Origin of the sequence: Actinoplanes teichomyceticus ATCC 31121, from assembly GCF_003711105.1 — a bacterium.
Taxonomy (GTDB): Bacteria; Actinomycetota; Actinomycetes; order Mycobacteriales; family Micromonosporaceae; genus Actinoplanes; species Actinoplanes teichomyceticus.
Genome location: NZ_CP023865.1, coordinates 122,409 through 138,700 on the forward strand (window position 1 = coordinate 122,409; position 16,292 = coordinate 138,700).

The 16,292-nt window shown below is 72.3% G+C and carries 15 protein-coding genes; 8 read left to right on the forward strand and 7 right to left on the reverse strand.

Annotation, left to right across the window (positions count from 1 at the left end; genetic code table 11):
- Nucleotides 1-635 precede the first annotated feature (635 nt).
- Nucleotides 636-1,661, forward strand: a complete 1,026-nt coding sequence (gene fbaA / locus ACTEI_RS00520) for a class II fructose-bisphosphate aldolase (protein WP_122975832.1) — start codon at nt 636-638, stop codon at nt 1,659-1,661.
- 136 nt (nt 1,662-1,797) lie between these two features.
- Nucleotides 1,798-2,319: a hypothetical protein gene (locus tag ACTEI_RS00525; protein ID WP_239082733.1), complete on the forward strand. Its 522-nt coding sequence runs from the start codon at nt 1,798-1,800 to the stop codon at nt 2,317-2,319.
- A 290-nt stretch (nt 2,320-2,609) separates the two neighbouring features.
- Here ACTEI_RS00525 and ACTEI_RS00530 read toward each other — a convergent pair whose 3' ends face one another.
- From ACTEI_RS00530 to ACTEI_RS00540, 3 genes are read right to left on the reverse strand one after another with little or no spacing between them, the layout of a single operon-like run.
- Nucleotides 2,610-2,828: a hypothetical protein gene (locus ACTEI_RS00530; protein ID WP_122975833.1), complete on the reverse strand. Its 219-nt coding sequence runs from the start codon at nt 2,826-2,828 to the stop codon at nt 2,610-2,612.
- Nucleotides 2,829-2,843: 15 nt separating this feature from the next.
- Complete coding sequence (locus tag ACTEI_RS37670; RefSeq protein WP_187646015.1) at nt 2,844-3,224, reverse strand: hypothetical protein; 381 nt, start codon at nt 3,222-3,224, stop codon at nt 2,844-2,846.
- 43 nt (nt 3,225-3,267) lie between these two features.
- Nucleotides 3,268-4,455, reverse strand: a complete 1,188-nt coding sequence (locus ACTEI_RS00540; protein ID WP_122975834.1) for an LOG family protein — start codon at nt 4,453-4,455, stop codon at nt 3,268-3,270.
- Nucleotides 4,456-4,528: 73 nt separating this feature from the next.
- Here ACTEI_RS00540 and ACTEI_RS00545 point away from each other — a divergent pair, with 73 nt between their 5' ends.
- The gene (locus ACTEI_RS00545) at nt 4,529-5,518 is read left to right on the forward strand and encodes an ADP-ribosylglycohydrolase family protein (protein ID WP_122975835.1); all 990 of its coding nucleotides are present in this window, start codon (nt 4,529-4,531) and stop codon (nt 5,516-5,518) included.
- A 234-nt stretch (nt 5,519-5,752) separates the two neighbouring features.
- Entirely contained in the window at nt 5,753-6,175 is a 423-nt protein-coding gene (locus ACTEI_RS00550; protein WP_122975836.1) for a DUF3151 domain-containing protein, read from the forward strand.
- A 190-nt stretch (nt 6,176-6,365) separates the two neighbouring features.
- On the opposite strand, the gene ACTEI_RS00555 is transcribed toward ACTEI_RS00550, so the two are convergent.
- The 3 genes from ACTEI_RS00555 to ACTEI_RS00565 form a co-directional block, all read right to left on the reverse strand.
- The gene (locus ACTEI_RS00555) at nt 6,366-7,985 is read right to left on the reverse strand and encodes a cobalamin biosynthesis protein CobQ (RefSeq protein ID WP_239082729.1); all 1,620 of its coding nucleotides are present in this window, start codon (nt 7,983-7,985) and stop codon (nt 6,366-6,368) included.
- A 62-nt stretch (nt 7,986-8,047) separates the two neighbouring features.
- Complete coding sequence (locus ACTEI_RS00560) at nt 8,048-8,995, reverse strand: diacylglycerol kinase family protein (protein ID WP_122975837.1); 948 nt, start codon at nt 8,993-8,995, stop codon at nt 8,048-8,050.
- A 3-nt stretch (nt 8,996-8,998) separates the two neighbouring features.
- Nucleotides 8,999-10,291, reverse strand: a complete 1,293-nt coding sequence (locus tag ACTEI_RS00565) for an adenylosuccinate synthase (RefSeq protein ID WP_122975838.1) — start codon at nt 10,289-10,291, stop codon at nt 8,999-9,001.
- A 124-nt stretch (nt 10,292-10,415) separates the two neighbouring features.
- Between ACTEI_RS00565 and purD the strand changes: the two genes are divergently transcribed.
- Nucleotides 10,416-11,657, forward strand: a complete 1,242-nt coding sequence (gene purD / locus ACTEI_RS00570) for a phosphoribosylamine--glycine ligase (RefSeq protein ID WP_122975839.1) — start codon at nt 10,416-10,418, stop codon at nt 11,655-11,657.
- A 181-nt stretch (nt 11,658-11,838) separates the two neighbouring features.
- Here purD and ACTEI_RS00575 read toward each other — a convergent pair whose 3' ends face one another.
- Complete coding sequence (locus tag ACTEI_RS00575; RefSeq protein ID WP_122975840.1) at nt 11,839-12,288, reverse strand: SCP2 sterol-binding domain-containing protein; 450 nt, start codon at nt 12,286-12,288, stop codon at nt 11,839-11,841.
- Nucleotides 12,289-12,420: 132 nt separating this feature from the next.
- Here ACTEI_RS00575 and ACTEI_RS37955 point away from each other — a divergent pair, with 132 nt between their 5' ends.
- The 3 genes from ACTEI_RS37955 to purB are packed head-to-tail and all read left to right on the forward strand — an operon-like array spanning nt 12,421 to nt 16,282.
- The gene (locus ACTEI_RS37955) at nt 12,421-13,251 is read left to right on the forward strand and encodes an ArsR/SmtB family transcription factor (protein WP_239082728.1); all 831 of its coding nucleotides are present in this window, start codon (nt 12,421-12,423) and stop codon (nt 13,249-13,251) included.
- Nucleotides 13,248-14,864, forward strand: a complete 1,617-nt coding sequence (locus ACTEI_RS00585) for an MFS transporter (RefSeq protein WP_164465803.1) — start codon at nt 13,248-13,250, stop codon at nt 14,862-14,864. The genes ACTEI_RS37955 and ACTEI_RS00585 overlap by 4 nt, the downstream gene beginning before the upstream one ends.
- A complete protein-coding gene (gene purB, locus ACTEI_RS00590; RefSeq protein ID WP_122975842.1) occupies nt 14,861-16,282 on the forward strand; it encodes an adenylosuccinate lyase in 1,422 nt (473 codons plus the stop codon). The genes ACTEI_RS00585 and purB overlap by 4 nt, the downstream gene beginning before the upstream one ends.
- The last annotated feature ends 10 nt before the right edge of the window (nt 16,283-16,292 follow it).

The following is a 16,292-nucleotide window of genomic DNA, read 5'->3' on the forward strand; positions in this document are numbered from 1 at the left end:
GTTTCGGTCCGGCGGTTCGGGGTGTGTGCCGGCTGCTCCGGTGTGCCTCGCCCGGAGTCCGCCGATCGTCTCCGGTGCGGGAACCGATCGCCGGGAGCACGGCGACGCCCAGCGCCCGAGAGCGAAGCCCCAGCCACCCGTACGACAGCGGGCCGAAGGTCCGGGGTTCGTAGGTCGAACGGGCGTAACCGGGATCACACAGCACGAAGGAGGCGCCGTCGGGCCCGGTCCCCGGGGTGCCGGGAGGCCGTGGCAAAGCCGGTGATTCCGCACCGATGCCGGACCAAGCAGACCGCCCGGAGGACCCGGCGACCAGGCATGAAGACCTTTCGTGGCACGGCCGCCGGACCTACCGGCTGCGGCAACATCGGCCTGTTCAGGCCGGGTGAAAGGCGTCGGCGAGGGCGGCGTCACGACGGAGTGCGAGCGCTCTCGTGGCCTCGACCGTGTCGATCTGTCCCACAACAGGCGGAGATGACCGGTAGCTATTTATCCCTTTCACGGCATCTGCGAGATTCCGGTTGCGAGTTTCGGGGTGATTTCCGCTACGCACCGCAACTGCGGAATACTGCCTGCTGGAGGACAGCGCGGTCCTGCCCTCTGCTGCCCGTATGTAAAGAGCAAGGAGCGCACCGATGCCTATCGCTTCCCCCGAGGTCTACGCCGAAATGATCGATCGCGCCAAGGCTGGCGCGTTCGCGTACCCGGCGATCAACGTGACGTCCTCGCAGACCCTCAACGCGGCCCTGCAGGGCTTCGCGGAGGCCGGCAGCGACGGCATCATCCAGATCTCCACCGGTGGCGCGGAGTACGTCTCCGGCCCCACCGTCAAGAACATGGTCACGGGTGCTGTCGCGCTGGCCGAGTTCGCCACCGAGGTGGCGAAGCACTACCCGGTCAACATCGCCCTGCACACCGACCACTGCCCGAAGGACAAGCTGGACAAGTACGTCCGGCCGCTGCTCGCGATCTCCAAGGAGCGCGTCGCCAAGGGTCTGGCCCCGCTGTTCCAGTCGCACATGTGGGACGGCTCGGCCGTACCGCTGGACGAGAACCTCCAGATCGCCGAGGAACTGCTGGCCGAGGCCGCGGCTGCGAAGATCATCCTGGAGATCGAGGTCGGCGTCGTCGGTGGCGAGGAGGACGGTGTCTCCGCCGCGATCGACGACAAGCTGTACTCGACCGTCGAGGACGGCCTGGCCACCGCCGCCAAGCTGGGCCTGGGCGAGAAGGGCCGCTACATGACGGCCCTCACCTTCGGCAACGTGCACGGCGTCTACAAGCCGGGCAACGTCAAGCTGCGTCCGGAGATCCTCAAGGAGATCCAGGAGGCGGTCGGCTCGAAGTACGGCAAGGAGAAGCCGTTCGACCTGGTCTTCCACGGCGGCTCCGGCTCGCTGCTCTCGGAGATCCACGGCGCGCTGGACTTCGGCGTGGTGAAGATGAACATCGACACCGACACCCAGTACGCGTTCTCCCGTCCGGTCGCGGACCACTTCTTCCGCAACTACGACGGTGTGCTCAAGGTGGACGGCGAGGTCGGCAACAAGAAGGCGTACGACCCGCGCGCCTGGGGCAAGCTGGCCGAGAACGGTCTGGCCAAGCGCGTCGTCGAGGCCTGCGAGCACCTCCGCTCGACCGGCACCACGCTCGCCAAGTAAGTAGTCCGGCGGGAGAACCAGTCTCTCGACGTAAGCAGGCATAGCGGCCGGTCCCCGTAGGCGGGGACCGGCCGCTCTCGTCTTGCAGGCGTACGCGGGGGAATGGGTACGATCGTGCGGTCTTGATCAAGGGACGGTGATCGTGCTCGCTATCGAGGGCTGGAAACCCGAGTGGCATCACGATGCCGAGGCCCTCGCCGCCACGCACCGGCACATGTTCGTGCGGCTCATCGGGCGGAGACTGCGATCGAGCTGGCTGCTCTGGGATGTCGCGCAGCGGGGCTGGTTCGCCGACGGGCCGGTCATCCTCGACTTCGGGACGAGCCGGGTGGAAATCAGCCACCGCAAGTTCGACGAGTGCGCGATCACCTGGGATCAGATCGACATGTCCGTTCCGATCGACATGTATGAGCACTTCGACTGGCGTGCCGACCCGCACGCCGCGCTGCGCAGGGCGCGTGGCTGCCGGCTCCGCGCGGTCAACATCATCGAACGGACCACTTCCGCGGACTGGCGGCCACGGGTGCTGCACGCGGTCGAGTTCCTGTTCGACGAGGCCCGTCTCGCCGTCTACAACGCGATGGACGAGAACGGGCTCACCGACGTACCGGAAGGGGATCTTCCCGCGGCGCACTGGCGCCGCGTCCACATCGCCTGAACCGCCCGCGCGGCGCGGAAGCCGGCGGCTTCCGGGAGCCGGCGCACTGAATCGTCAGCAATCCCGGCAGCCCGGCATCGGCAGCGCGGCATCGGCGTCGGCCGCGTGGCACCGGCAGCCCGGCACCGGCATCGGCAGTCCGGCACCGGCAGCCCAGCGTCGGCCGCGTGGCACCGGCAGCGCGGCATCGGCAGCCCGGCACTGGCACCGGATGGCCGGCACCGGATGGCCGGCACCGGATGGCCGGCACCGGATGGCCGGCAGCTTCCCGTGGCCGGCGCGCCGGACCGTCAGCAGCTTCCGGCGCCGCCGCTGTCGCAACCGCCCGCCGACCCGGCGGCGCCCGCACCGCCCATGGCGTGCAGAGCGCCGAGCCCTTCGTAGCCGGTCGAGGCCGGCGCACGGTACGTCTGGTGGTCGGCCACCCTGCTGTTGCCCCGCCGGACCACCCGGATCACTCCGGCCAAGCCCAGTGGCAGGCCCACGGCGATCAGAAGAACCGTCAACATGTGTGTCCCCCGCTGTCAGTAGCTGCCGCTGCCGCTGTCACCGCCGCCGAACGAACCGCCGCTGTCGCCCCACGAGGAGGACGACCCGCTGTCCGACCAGGACGACCCGCTGTCGTGGTGCCCGGAGCCGTGGTGACCCCCGTGGTGCCCGGAGTCGTGGTGACCGCTGTCGTGATGGCCATGGTAGTGGCCGTGTGAGTGGCCGTGGTGGTGGCTTTCGGCGCTGCCCGACGGGCTGTCGTCCACCGGGATGTAGCTCAACGCGGAGTCCAGCGACGCCGCCGTGCCGGTGCTGACCGGCCCGGCCGGATGCCGCCGCTGGGCCCGCCGTCCGGTCAGCACCGTGACGAGCGCCAGGATCGCGATGCCCGCGAGGGCGAGGAGCAGGATCGTCATGACCGCAGTGTGCGCCCCGCTGCCAACCCCGCCTGACCTGCGCTCATCCGGACAGCGCCGCCATCGCCTCGTCGAGCGAGTCGGTGACCACTATCAACCCGGACTGGTCGCCGTGCGGGGAGCGGGCCAGCAGCGTTCCGAGCAGATCCACCACCGGCAGCTTGGTCCAGTGCTCGACGCCGAGGAAGACGAACGCCCCGGACGGCCCGTCGGTGCGGTAGAACGTCTTCGTCGCGGCCTGGAAGATCTCCTGGACCGTGCCGGCCCAGCCGGGCGCGAAGACGATCCCGCCCCGGGACAGGCGCAGGATCGAGTCCTCCCGGACGGCGTTCGAGAAGTACTTGCCGATCTGCCCGGCGAACAGGTTGGCCGGCTCGTGGCCGTAGAGCCAGGTGGGCAGGGCCAGGCCACCGTGCCGGAGCCGGTCGGCCAGGTCGGTCGCGGGCGGCGGATAGGTCGCCCGGACGCCCAGGGCCGCAGCGGTGTACGGCTCATGGTCGGAGAAGTACGGTGCCGGTGCCAGCATGTCGATGGCGGCGGCCAGCTCCCGCTCGGTCCGGGAGGCGAAGTACGCCCCCAGGTTCGCGGCCTCCATCACGCCCGGCCCGCCGCCGGTCACGATCAGCCGGCCGGCGCGGGCCAGCCGCCGGGCCAGCGACGCGGCCATCCGGTACGGCTGCGACCCGCGCGGCTCGGCGTGCCCGCCCATGATCCCGACCGCGCCCGCGGTGCCGTGCGTCGCCGCCCAGGCGGCCAGCGCCTTGCCCAGCGCGTTGTCGATCCCGGCGTCGTGCAGTCGCTGGGCGAGCGCCTCGCGGACATCCGGGACGGCACCGCCGCGCTCGACGAAGTGCCGGTAGACCACGGTGTCGTACATGCCGGCGAAGCCGGACTCGGTGAACCCGGCGGCCAGGTCGTCCGGGGTGTAGAGCATCGCGGGATGCGTCGGGTAGGGCAGCGTGCGGAACGGGGGAACCAGGTGCGCCCCGCGGCGGATCAGGTCGATCTCCACCTCGGGTGAGGCGAGCCGGCAGCCGACGAACAGGGTGTCCCGGACATCCACATCCGACAGATCGGGCGGATGACGGTCCAGCCGTAGACCAAGAACGATCAGTCCGGCCAGGGTGCCCTTGGCGACGTGTACGTCGAGTTCCGCGCGGGACTCGATCTCGGAGGCGGTGGAGTCGAACGGCACATCGCCGCCGAGCACCGGTTGCAGGGGATCCGGCATGCGTCCATGTTGCTCCTGCCGCGCGAGCACCCGGCAGGCACCCGCCCGTTGACACCGAACCTAGAGTTGTCGCATGCGTGCTGCGTCGGGATCGATGTTCGGGCTGGCCTACGGCGATGCGCTCGGTAAGCCCACCGAGTTCATGAGCTACCCGGCGATCGTGGCCAGGTACGGTCCGGCCGGCCCACGGCGGCTGGAGGGCGAGCCGGCGCTGGTCACCGACGACACCCAGATGGCGCTCGCGGTCGGTGAGGCGCTGCTGCAGGTGCCCAGCCCGACCGCGCAGTCGTTCGAGCCGGTGCTCCGCCGTCGTTTCCTGGCCTGGGCCTACAGCCCGGAGAACGACCGCGCGCCCGGTATGACCTGCCTGCGTGCCTGTGACGCGCTCGCCGACGGCCGGCCGTGGACCGAGGCCACCCAGACCGGCTCCAAGGGGTGCGGGGCGAACATGCGGGTCACCCCGGTCGGCCTGGCGCCCGGGCTGACCGACGACCAGCGGGCCGGTGTGGCGCAGTTGCAGGCCGCCCTCACGCACGGGCATCCGACCGGGCTGGCGGCGAGCGAGCTGACGGCGTACGCGGTCTTCTGGCTCCGCGGCGGCCTGCCGCCCGCGCACCTGCTCGCCGCCCTCCGGGATCGCTGCCATGAGCAGCGCAAGGTCTATCGCGCCGACTGGCTGGGCGAGCTGTGGCGGCAGCCGGCGGTGGCCTCGCCGGAGGAGTTCATCGCACACGGCTGGGACGAGTGCGCCGCGGCGCTGGACCGGGTCGCCGCCGGGCTCGCCGCCGGTCGGTTCGAAGGCGACCCGTGCCTGGTCACCGGCGCGGGCTGGATCGCCGAGGAGGCGCTGGCCGGGGCCCTCTACTGCTACCTGATCTCCCCGGAGGAGCCGGTCGCCTGCCTCGGCCGCGCCGCGGCCTCGTCCGGCGACTCGGACTCGATCGCCTGCCTGGCCGGCGCGTTCGCTGGCGCCGCGCTCGGCCTGGGCGCATGGCCCGCCGGCTGGCAGACCCAGATCGAGTACGCGGGTCGCCTGGTCCGGCTCGGCACCGCCTGGGACTGAGTCGCATTCCGGTACGCGGGTCGCCTGGTCCGGCTCGGCACCGCCTGGGACTGAGTCGCACTCCGGTACGCGGATCGCCCCCGATCCGACTCGGCACCGCCGGGGACTGAAGTTCGTTCCGGTACGCGGGTCGCCCGGGCTGCGCCGGCACCGCCCAGGGACTGCATCGCACCCCCGTGGGCGGAAACGCCGAGCCGCCGGAATGATCCCCGGGCGACCGGGTTGAATGAGGACATGCAGAACCTCCTTCCCGAGCCGCCGGCGACCCGACTCCCGGCCGACGCCGAAGCCGACCAGGCCCTGGCCGCCGCCGCGGTGGCCGGCACCGACGAGGCGTTCAAGGCGGTCGCCGCCAGATATCCCGCATACAGCGCCGCGTGGGCGCCGCTGGCCGCGAACGCGCTGGCCGCCGGCGAGGCGGTGACCGCGTACGCGTACGCCCGCACCGGCTACCACCGCGGCCTGGACGCCCTGCGCCGCAACGGCTGGAAGGGCCACGGCCCGGTGCCCTGGGCGCACGAGGCCAACCAGGGCTTCCTGCGCTGTCTGCACGCGCTCTCGCAGGCCGCCGCCGCGATCGGTGAGGCCGACGAGGCGGCCCGGTGCGCCCAGTTCCTGCGCGACAGCGACCCGGCCGCCGCCGACGCCCTGTCCTGACCGTTCCGGCGACAGCCGGGATCACCGGGCTGCCGAGCAGCCGGCCCGCCGACAGATCAGGGCCCGGCTACAGATGAGGGCCCTGGTTACGAACGGGACCCCGGTTACGGACCGGGGTCCCGGTTACGGACCGAGGTCCCGGCTACAGGCGAGCCGGGCGTCCCGGTTACAGGCGAGCCGGGCGTCCCGGCTACAGACCTTCGGCGACCGCTGCGGCGATCTTGAGCCAGGCATCCTTCGTGTTGCCGGACAGGGCGCCGTAGCGGATCGGTTCGCCGGAGTCGAGCCGCCGTTCGTACGGGGCCAGCAGCACCGCCCGTGTGCGCGCCGCGAAGTGTCCCTGGATCGCCGGCAGGTCGATGTCCTTGCGGGTCGGCGGCATGGTCACCACGGTCACCGCCTGCCGCACCAGCCGTTGCCGGCCGCTCGTCTCCAGATGGTCGAGCATCCGGGCGGCGGTCTCCGCGGAGTCGTTCCGGGCCGACATGGTGATCACCAACTGGTCGGTGGCGTCGATCGCGGCCTGCCAGTTCTCCGCCCGGACGTTGTTCCCGGTGTCCACGAAGATCAGTTTGTAGAAGCGGCTCACCACGTCCCGGATCTCGGCGAACGCCTCCGCGGTGAGCATCTCGCCGGCGGTCGCCGACTCGTCGGAGGCGAGCACGTCGAACATGCCCTCGCCCTGGGCGCGGACGTACTTCGACAGGTCGCCGACCCGGCCCCGCCCGCGCGCGAGCAGATGCAGGTCGGTGAGCATGTCCCGGACCGTACGGGCGTGGAAGTCCTGCTGGGCACGCATCCCGAGGGTGCCCTGCGTCTCGTTGTTGTCCCAGGCCAGGACGTACCCACCACGCTTCTGCCCGAACGTCATGGCGAGCAGCAGCGTGGCCACGGTCTTGCCGCCGCCGCCCTTCGGGTTGACCACGGTCACCTGGCGCAGCCCGCCGAAGTTGCGGCGAACCGTCTCGACGTCCTTCTTGTACTCCAGCTCGCGCTTGCCGGGCGGGAGCTTGAGCAGACCGAGGGTGCCCTTGCCGACCAGCGCGCGCGGCCCCATGGTGGCGGCGGGCTGGGGTGGCGGGGCGAGCCGCCGGCGGGCGAATTCCTCGGCGGTGGGGGTCCGGCCGCCGCCGTTGCCGGTGAGGGTTTCCTCGATCGGGTCGGCGGCGCCCGGGCGGTAGACCGCGCCGCTGGGTGGCTCAGCGGCCGGGGTGGGCGCCGGCACGCGTACGCCGGGCTGGTAGATCGGCCCATTGGGGTGCGTCGCCGGGGTGGGCGGCACGGGCCGGGCGGGCGGGACGACGGGGCTTTGCCGGGGCGGCTCGGGCGGGGCCGGGGGCTCCGCGGGCCGGCGCGGCGGCTGCGCCCACGGCGAGTCCGCGCTGGTGTGGCCATACGGCGACGTCCCGGTACCGGGAGCCGGCGGCGCCGCGCCGTTCCCGGCCACCGGCGGCACCGCGGTCGGTGGCACCGCGGTCGGTGGCACCGCGGTCGGTGGCACCGCGGTCGGTGGCACCGCGGTCGGGGGCGTGCCGTGCAGGGCCGGTGGTGGCGTGCCGTGCAGGGTCGGCGGTGGCGCGCCGTTCGGGATCGGTGGTGGCGCGCCGTGCAGGGTCGGTGGTGGCGCGCCGTTCGGGATCGGCGGTGGCGCGCCGTTCGAGGCCGGCGGTGGCTGCGGAACAGCCGAGGCCGCGGGCCTCCTCGCCGCCGGGACCGGCGCCGGATGCTCCGGCGCCGGCTCGTCCCAGAACGGCTCCACGTCCCGCACCGGACTGCTGCCCGGAATGCGGCCGGTGTGCTCGTCCTCCACGGATCAGACCTCCCCGTCCGAACTGCCCAGTAAACCGAGCGTTCCTCAGGGTGGCACAGACCCTACGCGGCGTACACCGCCCACGCGCCGGCCTCGGTCCACCAGGACCGCTTCCGGCTGGTCGCGCCGGCCACGCCGTCATCGAGAAATTGCAGCTCACCCTCGCGCGGCAGGACCGAGACGGCGCGTCCGCGGGCGCGACGCACCTCGACCCGTACCCGAGTGCCCTTGAACCGCTGCTTGACGACGACCGGAACCGCCACCGCGACCTCGACCCGGCCGTCGGCCGGATCCCCGTCGGCCAGCAGCCGCAGGCCGTCGAACTCGGCGTACCCGCCGCCGTTGCCGATCACACAGGCCAGGATCGGCTCCTCGCCCGCGGAGAGGACGTTGTCGTCCACCTCCACGCGGCCGCGCCACGGCACCGCCGCGCCGTTGTCGTCGGCGCCGCCGAGCAGCGCGCCGTCCAGCGTCACCGAGCCGCCGTCGTTGCGCAGCAGGTCGAGGCGGCGGGTGGCGCCGGTGAGCACCGCCTGGGCCACCTCGGCCGGGGTGCGTGGCAGGCCGAGCTGCGCGGCCAGGTCCGCCCGGTTGCCCGGGTCGAGCGGCAGGATCGCCAGTGGCGGCAGATCCGGCACGGTCCGGCTCGCCGCCAGGTCCGCCGGACGCTTGCTGGGCGGCGGAGCCCACCGGCGGACCATCCGGCGCATCACGGCGCGCAGCTGGCCGTCGGTCGCGCTGGCCACCACCAGGCGCAGGTCGCTCGCCGGCGCCGGCCAGGTCAGGCCGTCCGGGCGGGCCGGGCCGTCGAAGCGGGCCAGCACCGCGTCGATCTCCTGATCCGAACCGGCCGTCACGGTCTCCACCCGGGCGCCGGCCTCGCGCAGCGCGTCCGCGCAGGCCAGCACCGGGGTACGCGGCGTGGCGCAGGCGGTGTTGCAGCCGCCGCAGCCGGAACCGCACGAGTCACCCGACCCTTCGGCCAGGCTCAGCAGCACGACCTCGATCACGACTCAGACCTCGCCGAGCACCGAGTGGCGCTCGATGACCGCCTCACGACCGGGACCCACGCCGACGATCGAGATGCGCGCGCCGATCCGGGACTCGACGAACTCGACGAAGTCCTGCGCCTGTTTCGGCAGGTCCTCGAACTTGCGGCAGCCCGAGATGTCCTGCTTCCAGCCGGGCAGCGTCTCGTAGATCGGCTTGGCGTGATGGAAATCGGTCTGGTTGATCGGCATCTCGTCGTGGCGAACGCCGTTCACGTCGTACGCCACGCAGACCGGGATCTCGTCCAGCCCGTCGTAGTTGTCCAGTTTGGTCATGGCGAAGTCGGTCACGCCGTTGATCCGCTGTGCGTACCGGCCGATCACCAGGTCGAGCCAGCCGATCCGGCGCGGGCGGCCGGTGGTGGTGCCGTACTCGTGGCCGACCTCGCGCAGGTAGTCGCCCCACTTGTCGTGCAGCTCGGTCGGGAACGGACCCTCGCCGACCCGGCTGGTGAACGCCTTCAGCACCGCGACCACCCGGTCGATCCGCGTCGGCGGGATGCCGGAACCGGTGCAGGCGCCGCCGGACGTCGCGTTCGAGCTGGTGACGAACGGGTAGGTGCCGTGGTCCACGTCGAGCAGGGTGGCCTGGCCGGCCTCGCACAGCACGACCTTGTCCTGGTCGATGGCCTGGGACAGCTCCAGGGCGGTGTCCGCGACGTACGGCCGGAGGCGGTCGACGTAGGACAGCAGCTCCTGGACGACCTCCTCGACCTTGACCGCGCTGCGGTTGTAGATCTTCGACAGCACCTGGTTCTTGAACGCCAGCGCGGCGGTCACCTTCTGCCGCAGGATCGACTCGTCGAAGAGGTCCTGGACCCGGATGCCGACTCGGTTCATCTTGTCGGCGTAGGTGGGTCCGATGCCGCGGCCGGTGGTACCGATCCGCCGGGCGCCCAGGAACCGCTCGGAGACCTTGTCCAGCGAGCGGTTGTACGACGCGATCACGTGCGCGTTCGCGCTGATCCGCAGCCGGGACGTGTCGATGCCGCGGGCCTCGAGGCCGTCGATCTCCTGGAACAGCACGTTGAGGTCCACGACGACGCCGTTGCCGATCACCGGTACGACGTTCGGGGAGAGGATCCCGCTCGGCAGCAGATGCAGAGCGTACTTGTCGCCGTCGATGACGACGGTGTGGCCCGCATTGTTGCCACCGTTGAACTTGACCACGTAGTCCAGCCGGTCGCCCAGCAGGTCCGTGGCTTTGCCCTTGCCCTCGTCGCCCCACTGGGCGCCGACCAACACGATCACCGGCACTTTTCGTGATGCCCTTCCCGAACAGGCAATGCCCCAGAACAGGCAATGGCCCCAAGGTCGTACCTGGAGGAGCCCGGGTACTGCCGAAGTTTACGCGACGGTGTCGCAGGTAGGATGGGCCGTCGTGCGCGTACTTCTGATCGGCTCCGGTGGGCGCGAGCACGCGCTCGCCGTCGGGCTCGCCGCCGACCCGTCCGTCGAGTTCCTGGCCGCCGCGCCGGGCAACCCCGGAATAGCCCAGGTGGCCCAGCTGCACCCGGTCACCGCCACCGATCCCGCCGCGGTCGCCGCGCTCGCCGTCGAGCTGAGCGCCGACCTGGTCGTGATCGGGCCGGAGGCCCCGCTGGTGGCCGGCGTCGCCGACGCGGTGCGGGCCAAGGGCATCGCCTGCTTCGGACCGAGCGCGGCCGCCGCCCGGCTGGAGGGTTCGAAGGCGTTCGCCAAGGAGGTGATGGCCGCGGCCGGGGTGCCGACCGCCCGGTCGTTCGCCTGCTCGACCGCGGCCGAGGTGGCCGCGGCGCTCGACGAGCTCGGCGCGCCCTACGTGGTGAAGAACGACGGCCTGGCCGCCGGCAAGGGCGTCGTCGTCACCTCCGACCGGGCCGTCGCCGAGAGGCACGCCGCGGAATGCGGCAAGGTGGTCATCGAGGAGTACCTGTCCGGTCCCGAGGTCTCGCTCTTCGTGGTCACCGACGGCACCGCGGCCGCCCCGCTGATGCCGGCGCAGGACTTCAAGCGGCTGCGGGACGGCGACGAGGGGCCGAACACCGGCGGGATGGGCGCGTACGCGCCGCTCGACTGGGCGCCCGCCGACCTCACCGAGCGGGTGCTGCGGGAGACCGTCGAGCCCACCCTCGCCGAGATGCGCCGACGGGGCACCCCGTTCGCCGGGCTGCTCTACGTCGGCCTCGCCCTCACCCCGGACGGCCCCAAGGTCATCGAGTTCAACGCGCGCTTCGGCGACCCGGAGACCCAGGTGGTCCTGGCGCTGCTGGCCACGCCGCTGGCCGGCCTGCTCAAGGCCGCCGCGACCGGCACGCTGGCCGGGCACCCGCCGCTGCGCTGGCACGAAGGCTCCGCAATCACGGTCGTCGTGGCCAGCCACAACTACCCCGGAACCCCGCGCACCGGCGACGTCATCTCGGGCGCCGAGGTCCCCGGCGTCATCCACGCCGGGACGGCACGTGCCGCCGACGGCAACCTGGTCTCCGCGGGCGGTCGTGTCCTCAGTGTCACCGCCACCGGCGCCGACCTTCCGGCCGCCCGGCAGGCCGCCTACGCGCTGGTCGACAGCATCTCGCTGGAGGGCGCGCAGTACCGCACCGACATCGCGCTCCGCGCGATCAACAACGAGATCAAGATCTAGAGCCCGATCCCGTACGGCCCGCGGACCCGCAGGGCGTGCGGCGTACCGGAAAAGGGTGCGCGGGCCGCACCACGGGGAACCGTGACCGGACCGCACACCCTTTTGCGTTTCTCCGATCCGGCGCGGAGCGCGCCGGATCACCCCTCGCAGCGCGGGCCCGGGAGAAATCGGGCCCGGAGCGTCACGCCTTCGGGATGTCGAAGAGCTTGGCGATGCTGGCGGCCAGGGCCAGGTCGCCCTTCGCCTTGATCTTGCCGGTCATGAACAGCATCATCGGGTTGCCGTCGCCCGCGACGACCTTGAGGAACGTGACCGCGTCCATGGTCATGGCCAGCTTCGGCTCGCGCGCCGGCTGGTTCGTGACGGTGCAGGCGCCGTTCTCGATGACGGTCTCGTAGGTGTTCGAGGCGCCGTTCGGGCCGGTGATGATCCAGTGGATGACGGCGTGGGCGTCGCCGGCCTTGTCCGCGCGGAACAGCGTGGGCATCCGGTCGAACACCTCGTCGAGGATCTTGCCCCGCGCGTCCGACGCCATGATCTCGCCGAGCTTGGCGTCCGGAGTGGACTTGACGAGCTGAGCGAACTCCTTCGGGCCGATCGAGGACAGGGACTCGGCGTTGAAATCAGTCATCAGGGGACCTTTCGGGATGAGCGTCGAACCTACTCGTCAGTAACCTTAGCGAGGATGCCGCTTTCTCGTGCAGTGTGCCACTCTCCAACAAGTGTTGGACGGTCGGTCCGTCAGCGCCATAGGCTCGCCGACATGTCTTCCCGAGATGCCACCGCGGCCGATCAAGCGGCGTTGCGCGCGCTGGCGCACCCGGTCCGGCTGCGCATCATGTCGCTGCTGACCGGCGCGTCGCTGACCGCGGCCGAGGTGGCCCGCGCGCTCGGCATCAGTCACGCCAACGCCAGCTACCACCTGCGCAATCTGCTCTCCGGCGGGCTGATCGTGGCGGCCGGCGAGGAGAAGATCCGCGGGGGCCTGGCGAAGCGGTACAGCTACGACCCGGCAAGTCCGGGGCGGCCGTCCACCCCGGAGTGGAGCCGGCTGTTCGGCCCGGCGGCCGGCGAGCCGACCCGGCCTGCCGCCCTGGGACACCGGCCCGGCGGCGCCGGCGTGCTGGCCGGCGCGGAGATCTGGGTCGACCCGGCAACCTGGCGGGACGTCCGTGACCGGATCGCCGCGGCGGTGCACGATCTGCACGCCGCGGCCCGCCCGCCGGGCAGTCCGGGCACCATCCGCACCAGCACGACGGTCGCCCTGTTCGAGATGGGGCACGGTTTCCACAACGCGCCAGGCGCTCTCGGGCAACTGCCCGGCGCGGGATTCCCCGATGTACGACACGCGGGTGACGAGCCGCCCGGCGCAGGGTTTCACCGTGCGCCGCGTCCGGGCGGGGAGGCGGCGGGTCCGGGGGTTCACCGTGCGCCGCGTCCGGGCGGGGAGGCGGCGGGTCCGGGATTCCACCGTGCGCCGCGCCCGGGCGGGAAGGCCGCAGATCCGGGATCTCACCATGCGCCGCGTCCCGGCGGCGTGCCGTTCGAGGCGGAATCGCATCACGTCGCCCGGCCCGAGCGGCAGCCGGAGTGAGCGCCCGGACCGCGTTGCGCCGGCCCGCTTTCCGGTTCCTGCTCGCCGGTCGCGCCGTCGACGCCTTCGGCAACGCGTTCGCCCCGATCGCGCTCGCGTTCGCGGTCCTCGACCTGACCGGCTCCGCCAGTGACCTGGGCCTGGTCGTCGGCGCCCGCACCGTGCTCAACGTGATCTTTCTGCTCTTCGGCGGGGTCCTTGCCGACCGGCTGCCGAAAAACCTCCTGATGGTCGGGTCCAATCTGGCCGCCGCGCTGACCCAGGCGGCAGTGGCTGCCCTGGTGCTCACCCACACCGCGACGATCCCGCTGCTGATCGGGCTGTCGGCGGTCAACGGCGCGGTGACCGCGGTCGCGATGCCGGCCAGCGCGGCGCTGCTGCCGCGCACGGTCGCCGACGAGGAGCGTCAGCAGGCCAACGCCCTCAACCGGCTGTCCCTGAACAGCGCCGTCATCATCGCTGCTCCGCTGGCCGGTGTGGTGGTTGCGACGGTCGGCCCGGGCTGGGGCATCGCGGCCGACGCCGCGACGTTCGTGATCTCCGCCTGCTGTTTCGCGCTGATCCGGCTGCCCGCGCAGGCGGGAGCGGGCCGTCCGGCGGATCCAGGCCGTCCGGTGGAGGCGGGCCGTCCGGTGGAGGCGGGCCGTCCGGTGGAGGCGGGCCCTCCGGCGGATCCAGGCCGTCCGGTGGAGGCGGGCCCTCCGGTGGAGGCGGGCCGTCCGGTGGAGGCGGGCCGTCCGGTGGAGGCGGGCCGACCGGCGGATCCAGGGCGACCGGCGGATCCAGGCCGACCGGTGCAGGTGGGCCGTCCGGTGGGGGTGGGCCGCGATGCCGAGGCGGAGCGGAATACGGAGGTCGGCTGGGACCCGGAAGTGCCCGGCGGCGCCGAGGCGGCGGGTCGGGGCGCCGAGGCGGCGGGTCGGGGCGCCGAGGCCGTCCCATCGTCGGGCGCGCCGCCCGCGGCCGCGCCAGGTGTCCTGGCCGAACTGCGCACCGGCTGGTCCGAGTTCCGCTCGCGCACCTGGCTCTGGGTCGTGGTGGCCGGCGCCTGCGTGATGAACATGGCCTGGTCGGGCGGCACGCACGTGCTGGCGCCGGCGCTCGTCGACACCACGATCGGCCGGCGGGCCTGGGGCGTGGTGCTCGCGGTGCAGACCGCCGGCATGATCGTCGGAGGGTTGGTCGCGATGCGGTTACGCCTGCGGCACTTCCTGCGGTACGGCGTGATCGCCCTGGTCGCGATGGCCGCACCACTGATCGTTCTCGGTCTGGACCCGCGCGTTCTGCCGCTGGCCGCCGCGGCGTTCCTGGCCGGTGTGGCGCTGGAGCAGTTCGCCGTCGGCTGGGAGACCACGATGCAGGAGCACATTCCGGCCGACCGGCTGGCGCGCGTCTACTCGTACGACATGGTCGGCTCCTTCATCGCGATCCCGCTCGGCGAGGTGGCCGTCGGCCCGATCGCCGAGCGCTTCGGCCTGCGGCCCACCCTGCTCGGGGCCGCCGCGGTCCTGCTGGTCGCCGTACTGGGGATGCTGAGCAGCTCAGATGTCCGCACGCTGCGTCACCGGGTGCCGGGGGCGGCGCCGGACCGCATGGAAGAATCGGTGCCGTGACCATCCCGAACGTGCTTGCCAGCCGCTACGCCTCCGCCGACCTCGTGGCCCTGTGGTCGCCGGAGGAGAAGATCCGGATGGAGCGCCGGCTCTGGCTGGCTGTCCTGAAGGCCCAGCGTGACCTCGGTGTCTCGGTGCCCGAGGGCGCGGTGGAGGCGTACGAATCCGTTCTCGACCAGGTCGACCTGGCCTCGATCGCGGCCCGTGAGCGGGTCACCCGGCACGACGTGAAGGCGCGCATCGAGGAGTTCTCCGAGCTCGCCGGCTTCGAGCAGATCCACAAGGGAATGACCTCCCGTGATCTCACCGAGAACGTCGAGCAGTTGCAGATCCGGGCGTCGCTGGAGCTGATCCGCAACCGCGTGGTGGCCGCCCTGGCCCGTCTCGCCGCGCTCGCCGTCGAGCACTCCGACCTGGTGATGACCGGCCGCTCGCACAACGTCGCGGCGCAGGCCACCACGCTCGGCAAGCGGTTCGCCTCGGCCGGCGAGGAGCTGCTGATCGCGTACGAGCGGCTGGACGACCTGATCGCCCGCTACCCGCTGCGCGGCATCAAGGGCCCGGTCGGCACCGCCGCCGACCAGCTCGACCTGCTCGACGGCGACGCGGAGAAACTGGCCGGCCTGGAGGCACGGGTCGCCGGGCACCTCGGCTTCGCCCGGGTGCTCAGCAGCGTCGGCCAGGTCTACCCGCGCTCGCTGGACTTCGACGTGGTGTCCGCGCTGGCCCAGATCGTGGCCGGCCCGTCCTCGCTGGCCACCACGATCCGCCTGATGGTCGGCCAGGAGCTGGTCACCGAGGGCTTCAAGCCGGGCCAGGTCGGCTCGTCGGCGATGCCGCACAAGATGAACACCCGGTCGTCCGAGCGGGTGAACGGCCTTGCCGTGATCGTCCGCGGTTACCTGTCGATGGTCGGCGAGCTGGCCGGCGACCAGTGGAACGAGGGCGACGTCTCCTGCTCGGTGGTGCGCCGGGTGGCCCTGCCGGACGCGTTCTTCGCCACCGACGGGCTGTTCCAGACCTTCCTCACCGTGCTGGACGAGTTCGGGGCGTACCCGGCGGTGATCGCCCGCGAGCTGGACCGGTTCCTGCCGTTCCTGGCCACGACCAAGATCCTGGTGGCGGCGGTGCGCAAGGGCGTCGGCCGCGAGGTCGCGCACGAGGTGATCAAGGAGCACGCGGTCGGCGTGGCGCTGGCCATGCGGGAGAAGGGCGCGACGGTGAACGACCTCTTCGACCGGCTCGCCGCCGACGGCCGCCTGCAGCTGACCCGGGCCGAGATCGACACCCTGGTCGCCGACCGGGCCGCCTTCGTCGGCGCCGCCCCGGCGCAGGTGCGCGCGGTCGCCGACCGGGTGGCCGAGATCGTCGCGAAGCACCCGGAGGCGGCCGGGTACGCGCCCGCGCCGATCCTCTGAGCCGGACGAG

What these genes read in the sequence shown, in the direction of transcription:
- fbaA (WP_122975832.1), top strand. Translation starts at nt 636, where the DNA reads ATGCCTATCGCTTCCCCCGAGGTCTACGCCGAAATGATCGATCGCGCC.
- ACTEI_RS00530 (WP_122975833.1), bottom strand. Translation starts at nt 2,828, where the DNA reads ATGTTGACGGTTCTTCTGATCGCCGTGGGCCTGCCACTGGGCTTGGCC.
- ACTEI_RS37670 (WP_187646015.1), bottom strand. Translation starts at nt 3,224, where the DNA reads ATGACGATCCTGCTCCTCGCCCTCGCGGGCATCGCGATCCTGGCGCTC.
- ACTEI_RS00540 (WP_122975834.1), bottom strand. Translation starts at nt 4,455, where the DNA reads ATGCCGGATCCCCTGCAACCGGTGCTCGGCGGCGATGTGCCGTTCGAC.
- ACTEI_RS00545 (WP_122975835.1), top strand. Translation starts at nt 4,529, where the DNA reads ATGCGTGCTGCGTCGGGATCGATGTTCGGGCTGGCCTACGGCGATGCG.
- ACTEI_RS00550 (WP_122975836.1), top strand. Translation starts at nt 5,753, where the DNA reads ATGCAGAACCTCCTTCCCGAGCCGCCGGCGACCCGACTCCCGGCCGAC.
- ACTEI_RS00575 (WP_122975840.1), bottom strand. Translation starts at nt 12,288, where the DNA reads ATGACTGATTTCAACGCCGAGTCCCTGTCCTCGATCGGCCCGAAGGAG.
- ACTEI_RS37955 (WP_239082728.1), top strand. Translation starts at nt 12,421, where the DNA reads ATGTCTTCCCGAGATGCCACCGCGGCCGATCAAGCGGCGTTGCGCGCG.